Raw genomic sequence first — 20,247 nt, 5'->3', positions numbered from 1 at the left:
GGCGCGTTGCAACGAAAAGGCGACTTGCGATCCACTATTTGCCCCAGCCCACCTGCTGCCAGCGTGCGGATGGCCTGGCAAAGCGCCCCACCAGCACGCCCTGATCGGCAAAATCAAGGATCGGCGCATCGCTGGCATGATCCGTATACGCCGTGATCAATAGCTCACCGCGATCGAGGCCACTTTCGCGCAGCCAGTCTTCCGTCCGCCGGACCTTCTCAGCTCCATAATTGTTGCGGCCGTCGATCTCGGCCAGCAACGCGCCGCTGGCGGTGCGCTTGTGGCGTGTCGCGATACACACCGCGAAACCCAGCCGGTCAGCCATTGCAGCGGCGTAAATCTCTGGTGCGGCGGTCAACAGCACCAGCAGCACGCCCGACGCCCGGTCTCTGGCGATCTGCTGCAACGCTCCCGGACGGATATTGCGCGCCATCTGCCGATCCACAAAGGCATCGATCGATGGCTGCAAGCGCGGATTGCGAACCTCACCGCCAACCATCAGCCACAGACCGAAGCGCTTGAGGCCATCCCTGCCATATAGGCCAAGCTTGTAGCCCAGCATGGCCAGAAGCCAAAACGGCAGCATTGCCATCCTCCAGCCACCGTCGCGCGCGGCCATGTGCACCAGAAAGGGCGTGAAGGTCGGAGCCACCGTTACGGTGCGGTCCAGATCATAGAGCGCGATGGCCTTCACAGGCGGTCTTCCCCAGGGATTGGCAACATGGTGTCAGCGGATCATCAGGCCGGCACGCCGGACGGCCTCACGGTTCGCCCCGGCTGATCGGATGCGCCGTGCGCCATCTGTTCGGCCAGCAGCCTTTCGACAAGCGCATGATCCTCGGGCTTGTCAACATCGACGCCCATGCGTCCGTCGGTAAGCAACACAGGGCGGACATCCAGCCCCAACCGTTCTCCGGCCGCTGCCAAAGCAGACTGCAGGGACAGGCGACGCAGGAGAATCTTTATAAGCAGAACCGGGCCGAAGCGCGCGGCGAGCTTGAGCATAGATTTGCGGTCCCGCTCAGCGGTCTCCCAGAATCGCAGCAAAGAAGCGACCCGAGGCGAACCGAGTGCGAACAGGTTTGCTCCTGTAAACTCTCCGTCGGAAAAGCGCAGCCATGTGCGCTTGCTTTGGCCGCACATCGCCTCAAGCTTGGAACGCTCGACCAGTCCGATGCCAACGTCTTGCCCGGCCAGGCCGCGCATGAATTCGCATGCGGACCCAGGTGTTAACATGACGTTGTCAGCGGTGGTGACAAGGACCGGCCAGCGGACATCGCCTCTGCCGATGGCATCGAGCACGCTCCCGCTGATGGTTGAACCTGATCTGCAAGCCACCACGCGCGGATCTGACCTCAAGGTCAGCAACGCCGGATCAGCCATCTGCTCGTCAATGTCTTGCGCAAGCACCAGCACTCTCGCGATGCACGGTGTGTGGAGCATCGTGCGCAAGACGCGAAGCAGCATCGGCTCGCCGCTCACGGGCACAAGCGATTTCGTCCGCATGCCGAAATGGGCCGCAACCGGATCGAGACCTGGGCGCTGACCGGCTAGTACAAGGGCGGTCCATCCGGCCGTCGCGTCGTGACAACGTGCGCCTCCTTGGTCGGCCAAGTCAGATAAGAAGGTTGCGTGCATCCATCATTGCATGACGCATCCGCCTGATGCCACGATGTTTATAACATTTGTTTTTGCAAACGTTTGGGCAAAGGTTCGTCAACCGAGCCGGGTGCCTGCTCAGACAGGCGATGCCATCAGGAACATTGATGGTTTACACGGGCAGCAAACTGGTCTTGGCTGGACGGGCTGCGCATATCGGAACGATCAGACTGCAACCATGCACATACTCCTTGTCGAAGACGATAATGACGTCGCTAGCTACATCGCCTCCGGGCTTAAGGAACGCGGGCACGTCGTCGAATGGCAATCCGATGGCAAGGAGGCGTTGATTCGAGCGACCTGTGAGGTCTATGACCTGATCATCCTCGACCGCATGCTGCCATCGGTCGATGGCCTGAAAATCGTAAATGTCTTGCGGGCAACCGACGACCGAACGCCAGTGCTGCTGCTGAGTGCGCTCAGCGATGTGGACGAGAGAGTAAAGGGCCTTCAGGCAGGCGCGGACGACTATCTGTCCAAGCCCTTCGCCATGTCGGAGCTTCTGGCGCGGGTCGAGGCCCTGGTACGACGCGGTAGCGTAAGCGCGACCAGTGAGCAGACCCTGCTGCGGTTCGCGGATCTGGAAATCAATCTGATCGCACACACTGCGCAACGATCCAGCATGCGGATCGACCTCACCCAGCGGGAGTTCCGCTTTCTCGAATATTTGGTCCGCAATGCCGGGCGTGTGGTGACCCGGTCGATGCTGCTCGAAAATTTGTGGGACTATAATTTCGATCCACAGACCAACATCATCGACCAGCACGTAAGCCGTTTGCGCACCAAGCTGGAATCGGGCGGCAGATCACGTCTCATCCATACGCTGCGCGGCGTGGGCTATATCGTGCGGCAATGACCGGATATCTCCTCAAGAGCCTCTCGGTCCGTCTGACCATCCTTTACGCAGGGACATTCTGCTTCTCGGTCACGCTACTGGGCGCAGCTTATTATTGGATCAGCGTGCATCAACCGCGCCTGGCGATAAGGGTGCTGGCGGATCGTGATTTCGTGGCGATGCGGGCGATCGACGAAACCAGCGGTAGGGCTGCCCTGATCGATGCGCTGCGCACCCGTAAAAAGGGGGCAGGCGGGCGCGATCATTTCTTTGCGCTGGTCGGTCGCGACGGTCGGACGATAATAGCAAACCTGCCAAGTTGGCCGAGCAGGCAGGAGAGCCGGTGGCTTGAGGTCGAAGCCGATGATTTTGTCGAAGGAGAGGAGATCGATCATTACGCGATACTGAGGGACGGCGCGCTGGAAGATGGCGCCCGCCTGCTCACCGGTTGGGATGCCGATGAAGTGCTGGCGCGCGAGGAGCAGCTGCGGGCTGCTGCACTTTGGCTGATCGGTGGAACAATATTCCTGGGCATTTGCGGCGCGCTGCTGATGACTGCGGCCATCACCAAGCGGCTCGAGGCGATCAACCGCGCTGCGCTTACGGTGATGGATGGAGACCTGAGTCAGCGCGTGCCGATCAAGGGGACTGGTGACGATTTCGATCGGCTTGCCGGCACGCTGAACGTGATGCTCTCACGCATCGAAATGTTGTTCGAGGCGGTCAGGCGCGTATCCGACAGCGCTGCGCATGAGCTGCGAACACCGCTTACCCGGTTGATCGGTCATCTCGACCGCGTCGATCTGGACATGCTGGGGTCTGAACCGCGCAAATCATCGTTGTTCGCCGCCATGCAGGAAGCAGAACGGTTGAACCGCATCCTTGACGCGACGCTGCGAATCTCGCGGGTAGAAGGCCGACGGTATGAGGCCCGGATCAAGTCCGTCGATCTCGCGGTGCTGGCGGAGGATGTATACGACTATTACCGGCCCGAAGCAGATCGGCGCAGCATCGCCATCAACGTTTCGAGCCAAGGTGATGCGGCGATCGACGCGGACGCCGACCTGTTGTTCCAGGCGCTGTCCAACCTTGTCGATAACGCCATAAAGTTTGGCCATTCGCAGGGACGGGTAACGATTCTCTCCGGCACCGATCCGAACGGGACCTTTCTTTCCGTTTGCGATGACGGGCCGGGGCTGACGTCGGACGAAGCCGATTTTGTGACTGAAAGGTTTTTCCGCGGCGCTGCCGGACGCAACGCAGGCGGCGACGGTCTGGGCCTGAGCCTCGTCGCCGCTATCGCCGACTGGCATCGGTGCGACCTGGAGTTCGTGAACAGTGCGCCTGGGTTGGTCGTAACGCTTCGCTGGACATGAATAGGACGGTTCAGCGGCAGCAATGAAGCCATATACTCCTCACGGCCACCATTGACGCGGTGGACAAACCTGTCTCAAAGCAAACGCCCATTAAACCTCGAGCCACCCCAGCGTCAGCTTCTGTTGGAAGCGGACGATGACCTCCGCTTAACTCAGTGACTGATTTTGGGTCGACTGCTGCCGAATGCGAATGCCCGTTCGTGGGACTTTGCCGACCTGCCTGAGCGAAGTGTCGAACGGCAGATTATTGCCATAGCCGACGCCAAGTTACCATCTAACGGGTCACCCACAACGATAGCAACTAGGCCGCGTCTTGGCCGGCAGCTTTCAGGCTGGCCTGCGTCGTTTTGACGTGATGTCGTGGACGACTCCTGCACGAGCGTAGCTGTGCAATGATGGGCCGTTGTAGGTCCATGTGTGGACGACCCCTGTGGCGCAAGAGCTTTTGTTTAGCGATGAGCACCGGTCGGGTGCATCCATGTGTTCGGCCTGTTCGTGCAGCACCGCATGGCTGCTGGCCCTGATGAAGTCCGCAGGTTGGCTCCCTAATCACGTCATCGCGCTCGAAGCGCTGTGACCCCCTGGGTTTTGCCGACCCCCGGTCTGACCGGTTTGTCATCACTACTCAGCGACTCCTGCGCCATCCTGCTCCCGTGCGTAACACGGCAGCGCGGATGACGGTCACGCGGTTTCAGCCGCGTAGACTTCTTTGCGCGACATGACCGCCCAAGCGATGCGCGCTGTTTTGTTGGCGAGCGCGACTGTCGCGATCTTCGCAGGCTTGCGCTCCAGGAGCTGCGCCATCCAAGGCTGCCGATCAGCGTTTTTGCGCGTCATACGCATCACCGCTGTCGTGCCGACCACAAGCAGCCGTCGTAAGTAGCCGTCGCCCTGCTTGGTGATTCCGCCCAGCCGTTCCTTGCCGCCAGAGCTATTCGCTCGGGGCGTGAGCCCTAGCCATGCTGCGAACTGGCGTCCGGATCGGAACAGAGACGCATCTGGCACTGCGGCCGATATAGCTGACGCGGTGATCGGGCCGATGCCCGGGATCGTGGCGAGCCGCCTGCTCGTCTCGTCGGCGCGATGCCACGCGAGGATTTGCGCTTCCAGTCTATCGATCTCGCTGGTGAGCGCTCTCAGCTGAGCAGCGAGCCCGTGCAACGCAGAACGAGCATGGGCAGGCAGCTCTTCTTGTCGCTCATGCAGCGCCTTCAGCATCGCGGTTACGCCACCCGCACCAATACCCGTCACGATACCGTACTCAGCGAGGTGGCCCCGCAAGGCATTGATGAGCATGGTCCGCTGCCGCACCATCAGGTCGCGGCTCTTGTGGAGCATCAATACCGCCTGCTGTTCGACGGTCTTCACCGCAACAAACCGCATCGTCGGTCGCGTCACCGCCTCGCAGATCGCCTCGGCATCTGCTGCATCAGTCTTCCCACGCTTTACATAGGGCTTTACATAGGCGGGCGGCATCAGCCGGACCTCGTGGCCCAGTGCGATCAGCTCGCGAGCCCAATGATGGGCCGATGCACATGCTTCCATACCAACAAGGCAGCTTGGCAGATCGGTGAAGAAGCCGATTACCTCTGCGCGCCGAAGCTTGCGCCGGATGAGGACGGCGCCATCGCTCCCGATCGCGTGAACTTGAAAAACACTCTTCGCCAGATCCAAACCGACGGTAACAATCTCCTGCTTCATTTGCCGACTCCTAGACGTGGACCTACAACGGCCCATCATTGCACAGCTACGCTCGTGCAGGAGTCGTCCACGCCATCACGTCAGTTTCGGGTCGTTCGGCGAGTTGCCCTTTCTGGAGGGTTGATCTCCATAGATGTCGTTGGCAGCTCTAGATTCTATGAAAGCTTGTTGGCGATTTTGAACACTACCGACCAATGTCCCACAGCATTGAACAAGCCAATGCCGCGATGACAAAAACCACCAACAAAACGGCTATCTGCATCGGTGTTGTCCGAAACGCCTTTCGATGCTCATCCTCAAAGGCCGCGATCTTGTAGCGCACGGTCTCGTCGCCCTTTAGGCTACCGATATCCAACAACGGTCCATCGCTCAGGAATGCAAGTATTTCGGCGTTCTCGTCACGGCTGGTGTTTGGATACCGCTCCAGCAAGTGTTTGACCCTTGATTTATTTTTGTTGTCAAAATGTGCCTCGGTTCGTGATCCCGCAGCTTGCCTGTCATTGTTCATTGGTAATGACTTCCTGTGTATCAATTCAAAATTGGGGTGAGAGTGGCGCCTTGGTTGGTGTCGCCAGCTGGTATTGAAAACCTATGGTGTCCCGAGCAGAGCCAACATGCGCCGCGCGGTCTCTTCTTCGGCCAACACGATTTGCGTCAAACCCAGTTTTTTGAGGTGGTCATATTCATCGCGCGAATGCGCACGCGCGATCACCTTGATGTCCGAGTTCAGTGATCTCGACCGCTGGAAAATCGCTCCTGCTTCATAGCCTTCGGGGATGGCGATGATCAGCTGTGCTGCCTGATCGATGTCAGCCTTTTCCAGAACGCCGGCGTCCACCGCGTTTCCGCGAACGGTTTCCACCCCTTTGCGCACCGCTCCGGCTACCTTCTCCGGACTGTCCTCTATGACGATCAGGTCCGTGCCGCTCTCCAATAGGTCTGCCGCAACGTATTGGCCGACCCGGCCATAGCCGATCAGGACAATATGGCCTCGGTTGGTGTCTGCGGCTGGAGACGGGTCGCTTGCCTCGATTTTAGCGTAGGCCTTGCTGACCCACGTGAAGAGGAACGGGTTGATAAAGATCGAGATGATCGCCCCGGCCAAGATCAGATCGCGTGCTTCGTCTGGCAATACGCCAAGGCTTGTGCCCAGCGATGCCAGAATGAACGAGAACTCGCCGATCTGGGCGAGGCTCAGAGCAATCGTCAGACTTGTTTTGGTCGATTTCCGGAAGAGCCTGGCGATAGCGAACGCCGCCAATGATTTGCCTACGATGATGATTGCGACCGTGGCAAACAATGGCAGCGGCTGTTCGACGAGCACGTTCGGGTTAAACAGCATGCCAACAGATACGAAGAACAACACCGCAAACGCATCGCGCAGCGGCAAGGTCTCCTCGGCAGCCCGCCTGCTCAGTGCCGTTTCACCCAGGATCATGCCTGCGAAAAAGGCGCCCAGGGCAAATGACACCTCGAACACAAATGCCGCGCCAAAGGCAACGCCAAGGGCGATGGCCAGCACAGCCAGACGGAACAGCTCGCGCGATCCGGTATGCACCACCCAGTGAAGCACGCGCGGGATGATCCGGCGGCCAATCAGCAACATAAAGACGACAAAGCCCGTAACCTTGAACAAGGTTGCTGCCATGGGCTGGGCGACCATCATGAAATCGGCGCCGTCAGGGTTGGTTGCAATTCTCGCCAGCGGAGGCAGCATGACCAGTGCCAGCACCATCACGATATCTTCGACGATCAGCCAGCCGATGGCGATCTGGCCGCGCTCTGTCTCTACCAGATTGCGCACCTGAAGGGCACGCAACAGCACCACCGTACTAGCGACCGAAAGGGCGAGGCCGAAGATGAAGCCGGCAATCGGCGTCCAGCCCATGAACCACGAAAGCAACATGCCCAGCAGCGTAGCCACCGCGATCTGCACGATCGCGCCGGGCACAGCGATGTTCTTGACGGCCATCAGGTCGCGGAGCGAGAAGTGCAGCCCCACACCGAACATTAGCAAGATCACGCCGATTTCAGCGAGCTCATTGGCAATGCTGGCATCGGCAACGAAGCCTGGGGTGAACGGTCCAACCAATACGCCGGCGAGCAGATAGCCGGCTATGGGTGAAACCTTGAGGCGTTGGGCCAGCGCGCCCATCAGGAACGCGACGACAAGACCAGCGACGATCGTGCCGATCAAAGGGGTAGCATGATGCATATATTGTGCTCTCAGGATCGAGAGAAATCGAATGAGCCGTTAATTCGTGATGGCGGTACTAGTCCGGCTTGCACGCGACACAGCTCACATTTGAGAACGCATTGAAGAGGTCGTGCTGCTGGCTTCCACACCCGATGAGCTCATCGCACCCAGCGGCAGTTTAATCGTCAGGCATATTGCACTGCCGCTTCACGCAGAGTGCCTCAACAGCAGCAAAACGACGCTTCGCTTAAGCCTCTCCAGGCGGAGCACGAGGGCCACCTCCGGGCAATCGGCGTTCGCTTGCGGCATCGTCTTTGGCTGAGTGGACTAGTGGTGGCAGCATCGCCGCGAAAGCTGGAGCATTCGTCCAGGACAACGATGGCAACCCAGGGTCTGCGGTATCCATCGTACCGCCAAGGTCCATCGTGTCTGATCGCGTGCCTACTGCCGCAAGATTTGCAGTTTCCTCGGAATCGTTCCGCGCGAGTGCGACCTGGGTGGTCGCTGGATTAAATGCAGAGCCCACGGTCTGGGATGACGGCAAACTGCCAGGCAGCAGTGCGCTTGCCAGCGCCACGAACAGCGCAATGAAGGCCGCAAACACGACCCTGTGTTCGTGCAAAGGATGCGCGATTTCGTCAGTAGGCAGTGCAAGGCAATTGGAAGATTCCATTTGTTGCAGACTATCCGAAAGGATGGCCGAGGTAAACCGCCATGCCTCGAACGCCCGGCACTGGACCGCGTAGGTGATTATCCGATTTTCCCGTTCGGATCGGTATCACTGGCGCGTGAGGATTTCGAAGGCGGCGCCATAAAGGATGGGTTTTCGCGGACGTTCACAGTGAGGCGGGGCGGATGAACCGGGAATGGCCGGTTCTGGCAGTAGCGGCCATTTGCGCGTGTGAGGGTGAACGACTTAAGTTGGGTCGTAACAGGGCGTTAGGACAGATCAGCTAGCGTGTGTTATGGCCATCGAACTTGACCGCCCCCAGAGGCTCGCAATTCTGATCGACGCGGACAATGCATCCCCGCGAGCGGCTGCGGCGATCTTCGAGGAGATCGCGACCATAGGCGAGGCCAGCGCCCGGCGCATTTATGGCGACTTCTCCGGTGCGCGCCTCAAGGGTTGGTCCGAGGTGTTGGCCACTTACGCCATCATCCCCCAGCAGAATTTCGCCAATACGGTCGGGAAGAACGCGTCAGACATCGCCTTAGTCATTGATGCAATGGATCTTCTCCACAGCAGCAGGTTTGACGGATTCTGTCTGATATCGTCCGACAGCGACTTTACACGACTTGCCGCTCGCATCCGTGAGCAAGGCCTCGATGTCTATGGCTTCGGCGAACAGAAGACTCCTGAAAGCTTCCGCCGGGCGTGCAAGCGGTTTATTTATACTGAGAACCTGCTCCCCCAAGGCGATGGATCGGCGCTTTCTGGAACAGAGGCCGAGGGGAGCGCGTCGGCCGGTGGATTATCCAAAATGCCTCCGACTGCTGCGATACCGCTTATTCGAACCGCCCTCAGCCAGTTCGATGATGTCGACGGATGGCAATTTCTTGGGGCGGTCGGCACACGTATTGCCGCGCTGATGCCCGACTTCGACCCTCGCACCTACGGATGCCCAAAGCTGCTGACGCTCATTGAGAGGTCAGATGCCTTTGAAGTCAGGCGCGACAGCTTGAAGGTCTATATCCGGCCGAAGCAGACCGGGGCGCAGAAGCCAACGACAAACCGGCCCAGTTGACATGCGGCATAAATGCACAGGCGGGGCCGCTCTATCGAAAGCAGCGTGGCGGCTTCTGGCGGAACCGGACGTTTAGCTCGGCGCTCGTGAATGGCTGGGTCTGGGTCGAAAGGCGTCGCGCAATTGGGCTTGCCGAGCGTTCTCCAATCGGCCAACCCGGCCTTAGGCGTATGACTATGGAAGAGTCTACTGGCGACACCGCTGCTGCTAGACTGCAAGTCTGCGATACCGGACGTGCATCTGAGGCAAAGCGCGCCGTGAAACGGCGCAGTTGCCTAGCTTTTGTCCCAGATCCAACGATCGTAAAGGCGCGGCCACAACCGACTTCACGCAACGTCGCCTGACAATATAGCTGGAGCGTCAACCAAAACATTCAGCACGTTGACGGACTCGACCTAACGCGGCAAAACTTTGGCACAGCCTGTCGGGGGCGAAATGGCAAAATGCAGGGATTGGAATTCGTGGCACGCATAACAGATCGGAAATGGAAACGCTCGTTTATCGTGCTAAGCGCGACATCATGCCTGGTGGGACTGGCGTCGTCAGCGTCGGCATTGCAGCAGAAGTTCGATCTCGACAACTCGGCTGGTAAGCCTGCCATTCAGACACCTGCAACAGGTGAAGCGCTCTGGCCAGTACCGTCGCGCACCCAATGGGGGCAGATCATAACCCAGAAGGGTCCCAATGTCTGGCAGGACGCGGTGTTTACCGATCCCGAGGGGCGCTGGCAAATCGTCTATCCCGCAACGCTCACTGAACCGCATGGCGATGCTCTGGGGCGCGACCGCTGGTTCTCCTATCCCGGGCAGCCGCAGATTATTTGCGGTGCCATGCTGGTGCGTGGAGCCTTCAGGTCGCTCGGCGATAATGCGATAGTAGACGCACCCGCTGCGCTGGTGCGGGATCCCGGTGCCTATGTGTCGCAGGTTGCAGACGGCGCATCGCCGGTCCTGTCGCAAAAGGTTGTCGCGCTCGCTTCGCCCGGTGGGGTGAACGGCACGCCAGTTCAGGCGGTGACGTTCGACCAGCGGGGCAAGCTTTTCGAGCTGCTGGGGGTCGACCGCGAGGTTTTCGTTCGGCATGTGCTGGTTTCTGACGGCACGGACTTGCTGGATGTGTTCTGCGGTGCGCAACCGGGGCAGAAGGGTTGGGTGGAAAAGCAGGCACTGGCTGCGGTCCGCCTGACCACAGCAGCACGGACACCGCGGTGATTCGGAGCATTGCCGGGGCCGCTTGTGTGCTGGCGACGGCATGGCTCGGCAGCGCCGCACCGGCCCAGGCGCAGGCGCTGACCATCAAGGAGAAACTGGTTCTCGGCAGCTTCAATATGTGCTGGGAGGGCGAGGATCAGGGCAATCTTGCAACGCGTTTGCGGGAAAACGGCTTCCGGCTCGCGCCGAATTCCGAAACGCTGTACATGCGACAGGAGCAGAATACGACGATCCTGTTTACTGCCTATTACGGCAAGGATCCGGAGGGTGGGCCGGAAACCATGTGCCGCATCACAGCGCTGAAGCCGCAGATCGTCAGCCCGTGGACACCAAAAAGTCCGATTTTCGATGACTTTTCCGGTCTGCTCGAGCGGATCGTAGATGGCGCCGCAACTATGGGAAGTGGCTATCGCCTGACCGCAATGCGCGAAATGGAGCCCGGCAACCGCGATCTGCGCCGCACCAAGCTGTATCTCGACGAACGCGTCCGGGGTCGTTTGATCCATATCGAGGAAGCGCCGACCTATTACGAGTTTGTGTATATCAATTCGCTGCGCAGCCGGATCGCCAGCCCAGCGACCCTCTCAGAAATCATCCGGCCTGATGCGCGGGCCGCGATGCAGTTGATGGTGGATGACAGCTGGGAGGTGGCGTTTTGCCGTCTTAATCCGCAAAACTGTCTGACCGAAGAACAGCGGCTGCAGCAGGCCGAGATGGCCGCGCGCGCATCGCAGCGGCGCGAGCCCATTCCCATCCCATTTAGCGGCATTGGCGCCATCCGTTCAGGCGACAATCGCAGCAACGAACAGCGCCAGCGTGATCGGGCCTATTGGGATAATTATCACCGCTGCGGCAGCGGGCGCTGCTGACTCGGGATTTGTTTTCCCAGCTGTAGATCGAACCAGGCTTCGCTCGATTTTGCTGATAGCAATCGCCGCAAACTTCTTTTGATGTAGGCTGAAGCAGCTCCTTTTGTCCGCGAAATCTATCAACATCTTCTGGGGGCACGACCAGCGCGCTCTTCAAGCAATGACAGATTTGGCCTAATTTCGCCGTTCATCCTAGCGTTCATGAACGTTCGGGCTTGGGTCGGAAGCAGATTGCGAGCTGCCCCCGACCCACTATGAGCTTTCGATCAGAAGTCCATCGGCGAGGAGGCCGCAGTGCGGTCTTCCTTTGGCGCCTCGGTCACGATCGCTGCGGTGGTGATCAGCAGACCCGCAACAGACGCGGCATCCTGCAGCGCGGTGCGCACCACCTTAGCCGGGTCGATGACGCCCGCTGATACCAAGTACCTCATAGGTACCGGTATCCGATCGGCAGCTTCTGTCACAAGCGGACGTTTATGGTGGCTGGTCTGAACGGCCGATTGTGGGTCGGCAGCCGACGCCGACTTCAAGTGGGACAAAGCCGCCATTCGCCACTGCTAAAGGGAACGACCGGTTATGTTTAAACCGGCCATTTCCGAACGTTTGAAGATGTTGAGAGCAAGACAGGTTTGGGCGAGTTTAGAATGGAAGCCGTTGGCGATCCTCCCCTCGGGAAAGCGCATACATATGGACTTTAACAAGGTCTGGGTTGGATGCCGCTATCGCGTTTGGTTGCCTACGCCTGCAACCGAATGTCATCGGCGTGCGCAGGATAGGGTGCCGTCTTGCCCGGATCGAATGGCTTGCCGCCCAGCTTGCTGGCAAAGCCGTGGTTGACGTCGCGGTGGTGCGCCTCGTCCGCCCGGACGAGCAGGACGACATCGCGCAGCGTCGCATCGCCTGCCATCTTCCAGTAATGCTTGGCAATCGCAGGGGCAGGCACGTTGGGCGAGCGGCCTTCGTCGATCTCCTGAAGGTATAATGTGTAGCTGATCACCGCTTCTTGCTCGAAATAGCCCACGACGCGGTGCGCGGTGCGAGACGAAACCAGATAGAGGATCGAGAACAGCACCAGGAAAATCCACTGCGCCATCAGGATGACCAGCCGCTCGAACAAGGTCGGCTTGGCAATCTCGATAAACGTCATCAGGTGCATGCGCTCGTTCTCCGCTTCTTCCATCAGGGTGCGGATCCAGCCTTCATCATCCTTCATCGCGCGCAGGCTGGTCAGATGGGTGAACATGGCACCGACCATGCCGGGCACCGCGGCGACCGTCTCGAGCACGATGGCACGGTGCCCGTAGCGCTTGGCGAAAAAGGTGTCGGCCGTGAAGCGCAGCAGCTTGGTGAAGCCAAGCGCGAACCGGTCCGAAAGGCCCTCGGGGGCATGATGGATCACCGGCTGGGCATCATGCTCAGCGGCCAGCGCCTGCCGGTCGGGCGTAAGAATCGTGTTGACCATATTCGGTCCTTTCAGGACACGGAGGGTGCAATCGGGGAGGGAGTGCCTGTTCAGTCGCGTGATGTGCACGCAGCGCCAGCGGCAGAATTTCTGACGGCTATGACGAAACGTGGTGGGTGAATGCCCGATTGCAAGGCGATGCTGGGCGCCTTGCGACCAATCGAACGGGCAGGCTTGATGTTAGCGCGTTGACGCAATGCGTTCCAAAGCGTTGCTCTCGGCTTGCGCATACATAGCCGCTTCCTTGCCGATCAGGATCTCGGCCAGTGCCCAATACGCCTCGCCCCAGGCCGACAGGACCTCATCGGTGGCTGCGTCGCCCAGAATGTCGCGGATCGCAGGCAACAGGGCATTTGCGACCATTGGATAGTGCTCGGGCCTGACGCCTGTCTCAACGTGCCGCGCGGCCATACGCATTACCGGGGCCGTCAACGCTTCGAGCTTGTCGATGTTCTGCGCATAGGCGAGAATGGCTGCGGCAAGCCGGCGCGGCTGTTCGCCGCTTTCCTGCGCGGCCTCGTCAAACATTGCCTTGACCGCAGGATCGACGAACAACCGCTCGTACATCCGTTGGGTGATCGCCACGCCATGCTGTTGCAGCGCAGGCGCGGTCGAATTGACGATTGCCCTAGTCTCGGCGCTCAATATTCTGCTCATTTATTTCCTCCTCAGGAATAGCCAGTGTGACAGATTGGTGCTCACGGGCACGGGTGATGTCAGGTCAGAACAGACCGTGGCTGCCACCGACCGCGCCCCCCAGCGTGATCAGCGAAAGCATGATCAGGATGTGGTGGACGCGTTCCAATCGCGCGAAATCGGCTTGCGGGGTCCGCGATGTCGCGAGGCGGCGGTGTAGAAACAACGGCTCGATGATGAACAGCATCAGCGTGAACACCGCCCAAAGCGCGACCATTGCGTGCATCCACCAGAAGCTCGGATCGGCAAAACGGCTCCACATCTCGGCCCGGTGCACCATCCAGAAGCCGCTGGCCCCTGCGAGAAGGACCCAGATCTTGGCCTGCCCTGCGAAGCGCCCCTCGATCGCATGGAATTTACCAAGCCTGTCAGCAGGGGGTCCACTGTGCCGGATTGTCGGCATCACCACCCAGGTGACAAAGCCCACACCGCCGATCCAGAACAACACCGCCACGACATGGACGATGCGCGCGAGCGCAAAATCATCCACCGGACCGCTCGGACGTCAGGTCGCCGTCAACGACTGGTTCTGACCGGTAAAACTCGACCTGCATCGACATCTTGCCCAGAGGGACCACGGAATGCGTGGCCAGCGGTGCAATCGGTGCAGGCATACCCGGTGTGACCAGCACTTCGCGACGCGGGTCGGTGAAGATCAGCTGCACCTCGCCTTCCAGCACGCGCAAAAGACCCCAGGTCCCGTCCTTGGTTCGATGATCGTTGCGCAGTTTATCGGGCAGCGACTGCTCGTCGAAAACAGGCGAGGATGCATAAGGTGTCAGCGTCATGGTTTGGTCTCCAGGGGGACAGGCTCAGTCGTTCGGTTGCGCAGCGCCGCCAGCCCACCGCGTTCGGCCAGCACTCCGGTCAGCAGGCTGTCGGCAATCCGGTGGGCCGATGTTCGGAACCGTTCTGCTGCTGCTTGATCTCCGACGTCCTGCGCAACAGTGGCATCCCAGAGCGCCAGCCAGCGCTCGAAATGAGCCTTGGTCAAGATGCCCATCGCTATGTGCTTCTGCATCGGCCGGCCGTTGAAGCGGCCAGGTTCGATCATGATAGAGGCCCAGAAATCCTTCATTCGCGGCAGGTGATGCGACCAGTTGGCGACGTGTTGGGCAAAGATCGGCCCGAGCAGGTCATCGCGCTGGATGCGGGCATAGAAATGATCGACCAACTGGCCGATCAGGGTTTCGTCGATGCCAACCTTGGCAGCCTTTGCGCGTTGTTCCGCACGAACGCGCTCGGCATGTGCTGTTGCGTTCATCGCGCGCGTCCTGATAAGATGTATTGCATTTGCATCTTATATTGCGACTGGCGGCAAATAGCAATATTTGATATGCATGTTTAATGAGAATGTCGTTGCATGCCGATTACGCCCTGCGCACCTTGATGTATCTGGCGGTCCATGATGGCCACAGGTCGATCGGCGAGATCGCGCAGGCCTATGGGATATCCAAGAATCACCTGATGAAGGTGGCACAACGTTTGGTGGCGGAGGGTTTTCTTGAGGCCGTACGCGGGCGATCCGGTGGCCTTCGGCTGGCGCAGGCCGCAACTCAGATCAATGTCGGCCAAGTCGCGCGCAAGATGGAAGAAACCGGCAGCTTCGTGGAGTGCTTCGATCCCGCCACAAACAGCTGCGTAATCACGCCAGCATGCCGACTGCGCCACGCCCTGGCCGGCGCGCTTGAGGCATTCTTCCGGCACCTCGATCGCTATTCACTTGGCGATCTGGTCAAAGACCCCTTAGCACTGCAAGAGAGCCTGCTCTAAATGGGTTTGGTCGGTTATCTGGCAGATGGCCTGGTCAGCCTTGTTGATTGGGGACATACCGCAAGCAAGTCTCTCGGCTATGATCCTGGACCCGAGTTGTAAGTACGCGCGATAGCCTGACCGGATTTGCGAGCAGCGCTGACGATGCCGGCGCCGATTAACCCCATGCCAATGAAATGGTACCAGCCGATAGGCTCCATCAAGAACACAGCCGCAAGCAAGGCCCCGATGACGGGCATGATATTGAGATAGAGACTAGTTGCCGCCGATCCAAGCAGTTCGACTCCGCGATTAAAAAACAGATAGGCAATCAGTGAAGGAAACAGACTGACATAGGAGATAGCCAGCCAGCTTTCCGGCCGGTTTTCAATTAAGCGACCGCTTGCGATTTCGGCGATATAGAAGGGCGAGATCATCGCAATGCCGACCACGAAAGTTGCCGCCAGAAAGCTTAGCGGATGCACAGCGGGACGTTTACGCAGCAGCACAGAGTAGATCGACCAGACGACGACCGCCACACAGATCACAAGATCACCTGAATTGAACTCGAATCTGACGAGCGCAGACAAGTTACCACCAAGGATAATCATCAAAGCCCCGCTGATGGAAAGAACTATCCCTGCCAGCTGCGGAAGGCCGACCTGTTCGCGGAAAACTGCCGCTCCAAGCAGCAGGATCAAAACTGGCTGCATCGACTGCAACAAGAGACCATTGACCGCAGTGGTGGCCTGAAGGCCTGTGTAGAGCAGAGTGTTAAAGGTGCCGATGCCCAGTGTGCCCAGCACCAGCACCCACCTCCAGTTATTTCTCAGATCAACCAAATCACGCCTCAGATGGGGCCAAGCGAATGGCAGAAGCAGCGCGAGAGCCAGTGTCCACCGCCAGAACGCAAGTGCTACTGGAGGCATTACGTCTCGTGCAGCCCGTCCGACCAGGGAATTGCCTGCCCAAAAAAGCGCCGTGAAGGTCAAAAGCAGGTAAGGATGTGACCAGAACCAGCCAAACACACGTGCCCTGAGCGAAGGCATTCAACGCAAGTCCTGATTGTGTCCAGCCCTCGGCAGCCGCAAGGATGTCATTGTTGTGTGCCATGCGCTAGTGCAGCCATTGCGCATTGTTCATCACTTTCAGATCCGCCGGATCCAGCCACGCCGATCCCACCGATGACTTCCCCCTCATGAATAATCGGCAGGCCACCTCCAAGCAGCAGAAGTTCCGCGACACTGATAAGGTTCGCCGATGCCGGTTCGGTTGCAGCGCGTTGCGCCAATCTGGATGTGCTTGTCTTGGTCGAAAGTGCTGTAAACGCCTTGCGTTCGGCCGCATTTGTATTGTGCGGTCCGACCCCATCACCGCGCTGCAGGGCGATCAGATTGCCACCACGATCAACAATCGCCACTACCGCATCCCTGTTCATGGTGCGGCATGAAACCAGGGCCGCTTCGGCAATAGAATTGGCCATCTCGAGTGAAACAGACCGATGCTCGATGGGCAAAGGCGGTGGCATCAATGCAGCGAGACTGAAATAGGCGAGAAATGCGCTGCTCATTGTCAATTTCCGCGATAGGTCGAGTAGCCGTATGGGCTCACGACCACGGGAACATGGTAGTGACCGTCGGCATCAGTAACAGTGAATGTGATTGCGATCTCCGGAAAGAAGGGGCGTGTTGCAGCTTCTGAATAAGACGCCATGTCGAACTGGAGCCGGTAGACCCCCGGCACGAAATTTCTCTCGTTTCCGAAGCTTCGCACCCTACCATTTGCGTCGGTACGTGACTTCCCAACGACCACCCAGGTTCCGGCGGTATCTCGCTCCGACAGCGTTACAGGGACATCCTTCCCCCCAACGCCGCTCGCCAGGTCGAGCACATGAGTGGATATCTCGGCGGCTGCGACTGGGGTTGCAAAAAGACTGAGTGCAACTGGAGCAAGCAGACGGGTCGTATTCATCTGTTCAATCCTGATCTCGTGTTGAGCCGCTTATTGCGGTGATGGGTCCTGTTAGCGCCCAGATTTTCATTTGCGAATGAAATGATTGAATAAAAATCATTCATATATAGAATGTTAGTATGTTCGATCTCAAACTGCTGCAGGCCTTTGTTACCGTCGCTGATGCGGGCAGCTTTACCGCCGCTGCTCATCGCCTGAATTCGACCCAATCGACTGTCAGCCAACAGATCGGTCGACTGGACGACGTGGTCCGCAGGGCGTTGTTTGATCGTGGAGCTCGACCTGTTAAACTGACCCCGGCGGGAGAGCAGCTGATCGGCTATGCGAGGCGAATTCTTGCACTACAGCGTGAGGCCCTAGCACTTATGTCTGACCCTTCGGGCAGCAGGACAATCCGTGTTGGGGTGCCGGATGATCTGGTGACACCTGAAATGAGTCAGGAATTCGCCAGATTTTCAACCCGCTATTCTGAAATCCGTCTCGACGTGGCAACAGGGCTTAGCCGCGAGCTTTCGCGCCGATTTCGTGAGGGAGAGCTCGATGTGGCGATTGTGAAGGAACCCAGCGCCCAAGCTGATGCACATGCAAGCTTTCGTGAGCCACTGGCATGGGTCGAGGCTTCAAATCGGAGCCGACCATGGTTTTTTCGCCGATACCACTGGTCACCTTCCCGCCGGGAGGGCTATATCGTGACCAGATGATCGACAAGATCGAGGCTGCCGGGCTGCGGTGGTATCTTGCATTTACTGGAAACAGTCTGGTCAGCGTTCTGCGCGCTGTAGAAGCCGGACTTGGTGTGTCGATCCTCCCATCGGCGACGACCGGTTTCTATAACATCCGAAAATGTGAGCTTTTTGAAGCCGTCCCGGACATGGCATTGTCAATTTATGCCTGGGAGCAGGACGCGGCGACCACTGATCTTCTGGCTGCCATGAGCGAGATAGTAGCTAACAACTGCGCTGCTGATACGAGACCGCAACGTCAATATCCGGAGGCATAATTCCTGCGCCGGTGGGTTGATCTGCAAACCTCGCTCGCGGAAACCAACCTGCCAATTTTACCGCTGGCCAGGCCAAACACTGCTCTTTGCCGAATGACGAGCCCAGTTGGTTCATTGAATTTGGACGAGCTAGCGCACAGGCTGTGTCCCGCAGTCGTGGTGATTTCAAATCGGTCAACTTGGACCATTTGCAAGTCCCAAAGAATGCCCACGCAGCAGCCCCGCAAACGCCAGATCGCCGGTTTCTGTCTGTTCAAGGCGCTTGCCGCTTTCAGGCGCTATGGAAAAACTCGCTTGGCCGCAAAGGGCAAAGCTGCAAAGGCGACGCACCTTCAATCAGAGCGAAGCAAGTGCGATCGATTTTCATCCCTATCATGGCCGGGGCCTCGCTTAGTGACCGTCTGATCGCTTGCCTAGGGGGCACTGCGGGAATCGCGCTCACCGCTCTCGTGACCCAGTCGGCAATGGGCGCGTCCGCAGCTTGGGTCTGGCTTGTTGCACCGATGGGAGCATCTGCAGTTTTGATATTTGCTGTGCCAGCTAGTCCGCTGGCGCAGCCTTGGTCCGTCATCGGCGGAAATGTTGTATCTGCTCTGGTGGGCGTCGGGGTGGCGCTAATCGTGCCGTGGCCTGCTATTGCCAGCGGGATTGCGGTCGGCGGGGCCATCCTGGCGATGTCGCTGTTGCGTTGTCTGCATCCACCTGGCGGCGCTGCTGCACTGACTGCTGTCATTGGCGGACCTGCCGTGGTCTCGGCAGGTTGGCTATTCCCGCTGTTTCCCGTCGGGCTGAATGCGGTCATCCTCACCGCCACGGGTATCCTGTACCATTCGATATCGAAGCATTCCTACCCGCATCGTCCTGATCGACACGCCACGATTTCAATGAGAGATTCGGATGACCAGCCCTTCCATCCTGATGATCTGGATTCCGCGCTTGCTGACCTGGGTGAGACTTTCGATATCTCACCTGAAGACCTCGGCCAGCTGTTCAATCGCGTCCGCTACCACGCCGCAAAGCGCCGAAAAGTCTAGCGTTTGCTGAGCTTCCTCGGTTTCCAGGAACAGAGCATTCACCGTGCTTCGACCTAACTTGACTTACATCCAGAAGCTCGTAATCTTGCCGCCATGCAGGCGCAGTCCACATATTTGCGATTTGTCGACCATGGTGGACAACTCGCCGCGCGTTCTCAGCCCGGGCTCGCGTGGGCATAGCGCCACCTGAGCTCGGGCCTTATTCGATCTGAAATTTCAGGGCGAGCGATCTTCGTTCCCTGACTCGAATAAGCAGGACTATCCAATGGAAAATCTAGCAATCGCTGCGGCTGAACGGCCGGCGATTTACATGAGTGCGGCTGAGTGTGACGCGCTTTTTGAGCTTGCTCTGAGCACGGAGCGGAGCCAGCCAATGGTTTGCGCAATGTTGATGGCAGAACTTGATCGCGCGGAATTGCGGGACGCAGATGAATTGCCGGACCAGACCGTGGTGATGAACTCTTTCATTGATTTTGTTGATGAACGCACTGGCGCTCGTCGCATTGTGCAACTCGTCTACCCTCAAGATGCAGATATTGCCGACGGTCGAGTGTCAATTCTGACCCCGATTGGAGCAGGATTGATCGGAATGACAGCGGGATGTTCGATTTGTTGGCCAGACCGCAGTGGCGACGATCGTATCCTACGGATCATTAGTGTGGCGCCGCCCGGATAAGGCTGCAGTCGTGGCCGACAGCCCGAATGGCTTGAACAAACTTGCAGGACAAAGCTGCAGGCT

General features: G+C 58.7%; 24 protein-coding genes. 10 read left to right on the top strand and 14 right to left on the bottom strand.

The genetic code is table 11. The annotated features are described in order from the left end of the window. Positions 1-34: 34 nt before the first annotated feature. Together BSY18_RS12880 and BSY18_RS12875 are read right to left on the bottom strand one after the other, a co-directional pair. Positions 35-694: an HAD-IB family phosphatase gene (locus BSY18_RS12880; protein WP_069050850.1), complete on the bottom strand. Its 660-nt coding sequence runs from the start codon at positions 692-694 to the stop codon at positions 35-37. A gap of 44 nt (positions 695-738) precedes the next feature. After that, positions 739-1,614, bottom strand: coding sequence for an NTP transferase domain-containing protein (locus BSY18_RS12875; RefSeq protein WP_069051906.1), 876 nt, complete (start codon positions 1,612-1,614; stop codon positions 739-741). Between the two features lie 58 nt (positions 1,615-1,672). Between BSY18_RS12875 and BSY18_RS12870 the strand changes: the two genes are divergently transcribed. Both BSY18_RS12870 and BSY18_RS12865 read left to right on the top strand, forming a co-directional pair. Then, a complete protein-coding gene (locus BSY18_RS12870; protein WP_442856557.1) occupies positions 1,673-2,515 on the top strand; it encodes a response regulator transcription factor in 843 nt (280 codons plus the stop codon). Then, on the top strand, positions 2,512-3,870 hold the full coding sequence (locus BSY18_RS12865) for a sensor histidine kinase (RefSeq protein ID WP_069050849.1): 1,359 nt from the start codon (positions 2,512-2,514) through the stop codon (positions 3,868-3,870). The genes BSY18_RS12870 and BSY18_RS12865 overlap by 4 nt, the downstream gene beginning before the upstream one ends. A gap of 681 nt (positions 3,871-4,551) precedes the next feature. Here the strand turns inward: BSY18_RS12865 and BSY18_RS12860 are convergent. From BSY18_RS12860 to ybaL, 3 genes are all read right to left on the bottom strand, one after another. Then, entirely contained in the window at positions 4,552-5,571 is a 1,020-nt protein-coding gene (locus BSY18_RS12860) for an IS110 family transposase (protein ID WP_069050848.1), read from the bottom strand. A gap of 184 nt (positions 5,572-5,755) precedes the next feature. After that, complete coding sequence (locus tag BSY18_RS12855; RefSeq protein WP_150126286.1) at positions 5,756-6,079, bottom strand: hypothetical protein; 324 nt, start codon at positions 6,077-6,079, stop codon at positions 5,756-5,758. 81 nt (positions 6,080-6,160) lie between these two features. Beyond that, positions 6,161-7,786, bottom strand: coding sequence for a YbaL family putative K(+) efflux transporter (gene ybaL / locus BSY18_RS12850; protein ID WP_069050846.1), 1,626 nt, complete (start codon positions 7,784-7,786; stop codon positions 6,161-6,163). A 947-nt stretch (positions 7,787-8,733) separates the two neighbouring features. Here ybaL and BSY18_RS12845 point away from each other — a divergent pair. The 3 genes from BSY18_RS12845 (at position 8,734) to BSY18_RS12835 (ending at position 11,593) form a co-directional block, all read left to right on the top strand. Then, entirely contained in the window at positions 8,734-9,513 is a 780-nt protein-coding gene (locus tag BSY18_RS12845; protein WP_054135998.1) for an NYN domain-containing protein, read from the top strand. Positions 9,514-9,965: 452 nt separating this feature from the next. Further along, on the top strand, positions 9,966-10,724 hold the full coding sequence (locus tag BSY18_RS12840) for a hypothetical protein (protein ID WP_150126285.1): 759 nt from the start codon (positions 9,966-9,968) through the stop codon (positions 10,722-10,724). Between the two features lie 26 nt (positions 10,725-10,750). Then, positions 10,751-11,593, top strand: a complete 843-nt coding sequence (locus BSY18_RS12835) for a hypothetical protein (RefSeq protein WP_054136563.1) — start codon at positions 10,751-10,753, stop codon at positions 11,591-11,593. Between the two features lie 266 nt (positions 11,594-11,859). Here BSY18_RS12835 and BSY18_RS21035 read toward each other — a convergent pair whose 3' ends face one another. From BSY18_RS21035 to BSY18_RS12810, 6 genes are all read right to left on the bottom strand, one after another. Then, positions 11,860-12,024, bottom strand: a complete 165-nt coding sequence (locus BSY18_RS21035; RefSeq protein ID WP_156318285.1) for a hypothetical protein — start codon at positions 12,022-12,024, stop codon at positions 11,860-11,862. A gap of 305 nt (positions 12,025-12,329) precedes the next feature. Then, a complete protein-coding gene (locus tag BSY18_RS12830; protein WP_082382402.1) occupies positions 12,330-13,055 on the bottom strand; it encodes an alternative oxidase in 726 nt (241 codons plus the stop codon). Positions 13,056-13,235: 180 nt separating this feature from the next. Then, on the bottom strand, positions 13,236-13,712 hold the full coding sequence (locus BSY18_RS12825) for a globin domain-containing protein (RefSeq protein WP_054135839.1): 477 nt from the start codon (positions 13,710-13,712) through the stop codon (positions 13,236-13,238). Between the two features lie 64 nt (positions 13,713-13,776). Next, positions 13,777-14,241 (bottom strand): hypothetical protein, encoded by a 465-nt coding sequence (locus BSY18_RS12820; protein WP_069050845.1) that lies wholly within the window; start codon positions 14,239-14,241, stop codon positions 13,777-13,779. Continuing rightward, entirely contained in the window at positions 14,234-14,539 is a 306-nt protein-coding gene (locus BSY18_RS12815) for a DUF1971 domain-containing protein (protein WP_054135841.1), read from the bottom strand. Before BSY18_RS12815 ends, BSY18_RS12820 begins: the two co-directional genes overlap by 8 nt. Continuing rightward, positions 14,536-15,015 (bottom strand): group III truncated hemoglobin, encoded by a 480-nt coding sequence (locus tag BSY18_RS12810; RefSeq protein WP_054135842.1) that lies wholly within the window; start codon positions 15,013-15,015, stop codon positions 14,536-14,538. Before BSY18_RS12810 ends, BSY18_RS12815 begins: the two co-directional genes overlap by 4 nt. An 83-nt stretch (positions 15,016-15,098) precedes the next feature. On the opposite strand from BSY18_RS12810, the gene BSY18_RS12805 reads away from it, so the two are divergent. Further along, positions 15,099-15,524 carry an RrF2 family transcriptional regulator gene (locus BSY18_RS12805; RefSeq protein ID WP_054135843.1) on the top strand — a complete coding sequence of 142 codons (426 nt, stop codon included), beginning with the start codon at positions 15,099-15,101 and terminating at the stop codon, positions 15,522-15,524. 77 nt (positions 15,525-15,601) lie between these two features. On the opposite strand, the gene BSY18_RS12800 is transcribed toward BSY18_RS12805, so the two are convergent. Genes BSY18_RS12800 through uraH form a run of 3 tightly spaced genes read right to left on the bottom strand, consistent with a single transcriptional unit; the run spans position 15,602 to position 17,474 of the window. Continuing rightward, positions 15,602-16,552, bottom strand: coding sequence for a DMT family transporter (locus BSY18_RS12800; RefSeq protein WP_069050844.1), 951 nt, complete (start codon positions 16,550-16,552; stop codon positions 15,602-15,604). A 47-nt stretch (positions 16,553-16,599) separates the two neighbouring features. Next, complete coding sequence (locus BSY18_RS20685) at positions 16,600-17,073, bottom strand: GlcG/HbpS family heme-binding protein (protein ID WP_082382405.1); 474 nt, start codon at positions 17,071-17,073, stop codon at positions 16,600-16,602. A gap of 2 nt (positions 17,074-17,075) precedes the next feature. After that, positions 17,076-17,474 (bottom strand): hydroxyisourate hydrolase, encoded by a 399-nt coding sequence (gene uraH / locus BSY18_RS20680; protein WP_082382406.1) that lies wholly within the window; start codon positions 17,472-17,474, stop codon positions 17,076-17,078. Between the two features lie 119 nt (positions 17,475-17,593). Here uraH and BSY18_RS12795 point away from each other — a divergent pair, with 119 nt between their 5' ends. From BSY18_RS12795 to rnk, 4 genes are all read left to right on the top strand, one after another. Further along, on the top strand, positions 17,594-18,175 hold the full coding sequence (locus BSY18_RS12795; RefSeq protein WP_250637254.1) for a LysR family transcriptional regulator: 582 nt from the start codon (positions 17,594-17,596) through the stop codon (positions 18,173-18,175). Next, the gene (locus tag BSY18_RS21540; protein WP_250637253.1) at positions 18,172-18,474 is read left to right on the top strand and encodes a hypothetical protein; all 303 of its coding nucleotides are present in this window, start codon (positions 18,172-18,174) and stop codon (positions 18,472-18,474) included. Before BSY18_RS12795 ends, BSY18_RS21540 begins: the two co-directional genes overlap by 4 nt. A gap of 179 nt (positions 18,475-18,653) precedes the next feature. Further along, complete coding sequence (locus BSY18_RS12790; RefSeq protein ID WP_236823363.1) at positions 18,654-19,508, top strand: HPP family protein; 855 nt, start codon at positions 18,654-18,656, stop codon at positions 19,506-19,508. 265 nt (positions 19,509-19,773) lie between these two features. Next, complete coding sequence (gene rnk / locus BSY18_RS12785; protein WP_054135847.1) at positions 19,774-20,184, top strand: nucleoside diphosphate kinase regulator; 411 nt, start codon at positions 19,774-19,776, stop codon at positions 20,182-20,184. Positions 20,185-20,247 lie beyond the last annotated feature (63 nt).

The organism is Blastomonas sp. RAC04, assembly GCF_001713435.1.
In the GTDB taxonomy this organism is placed as follows: Bacteria; Pseudomonadota; Alphaproteobacteria; order Sphingomonadales; family Sphingomonadaceae; genus Blastomonas; species Blastomonas fulva.
This window is presented reverse-complemented; position numbering and strand designations above follow the sequence as displayed.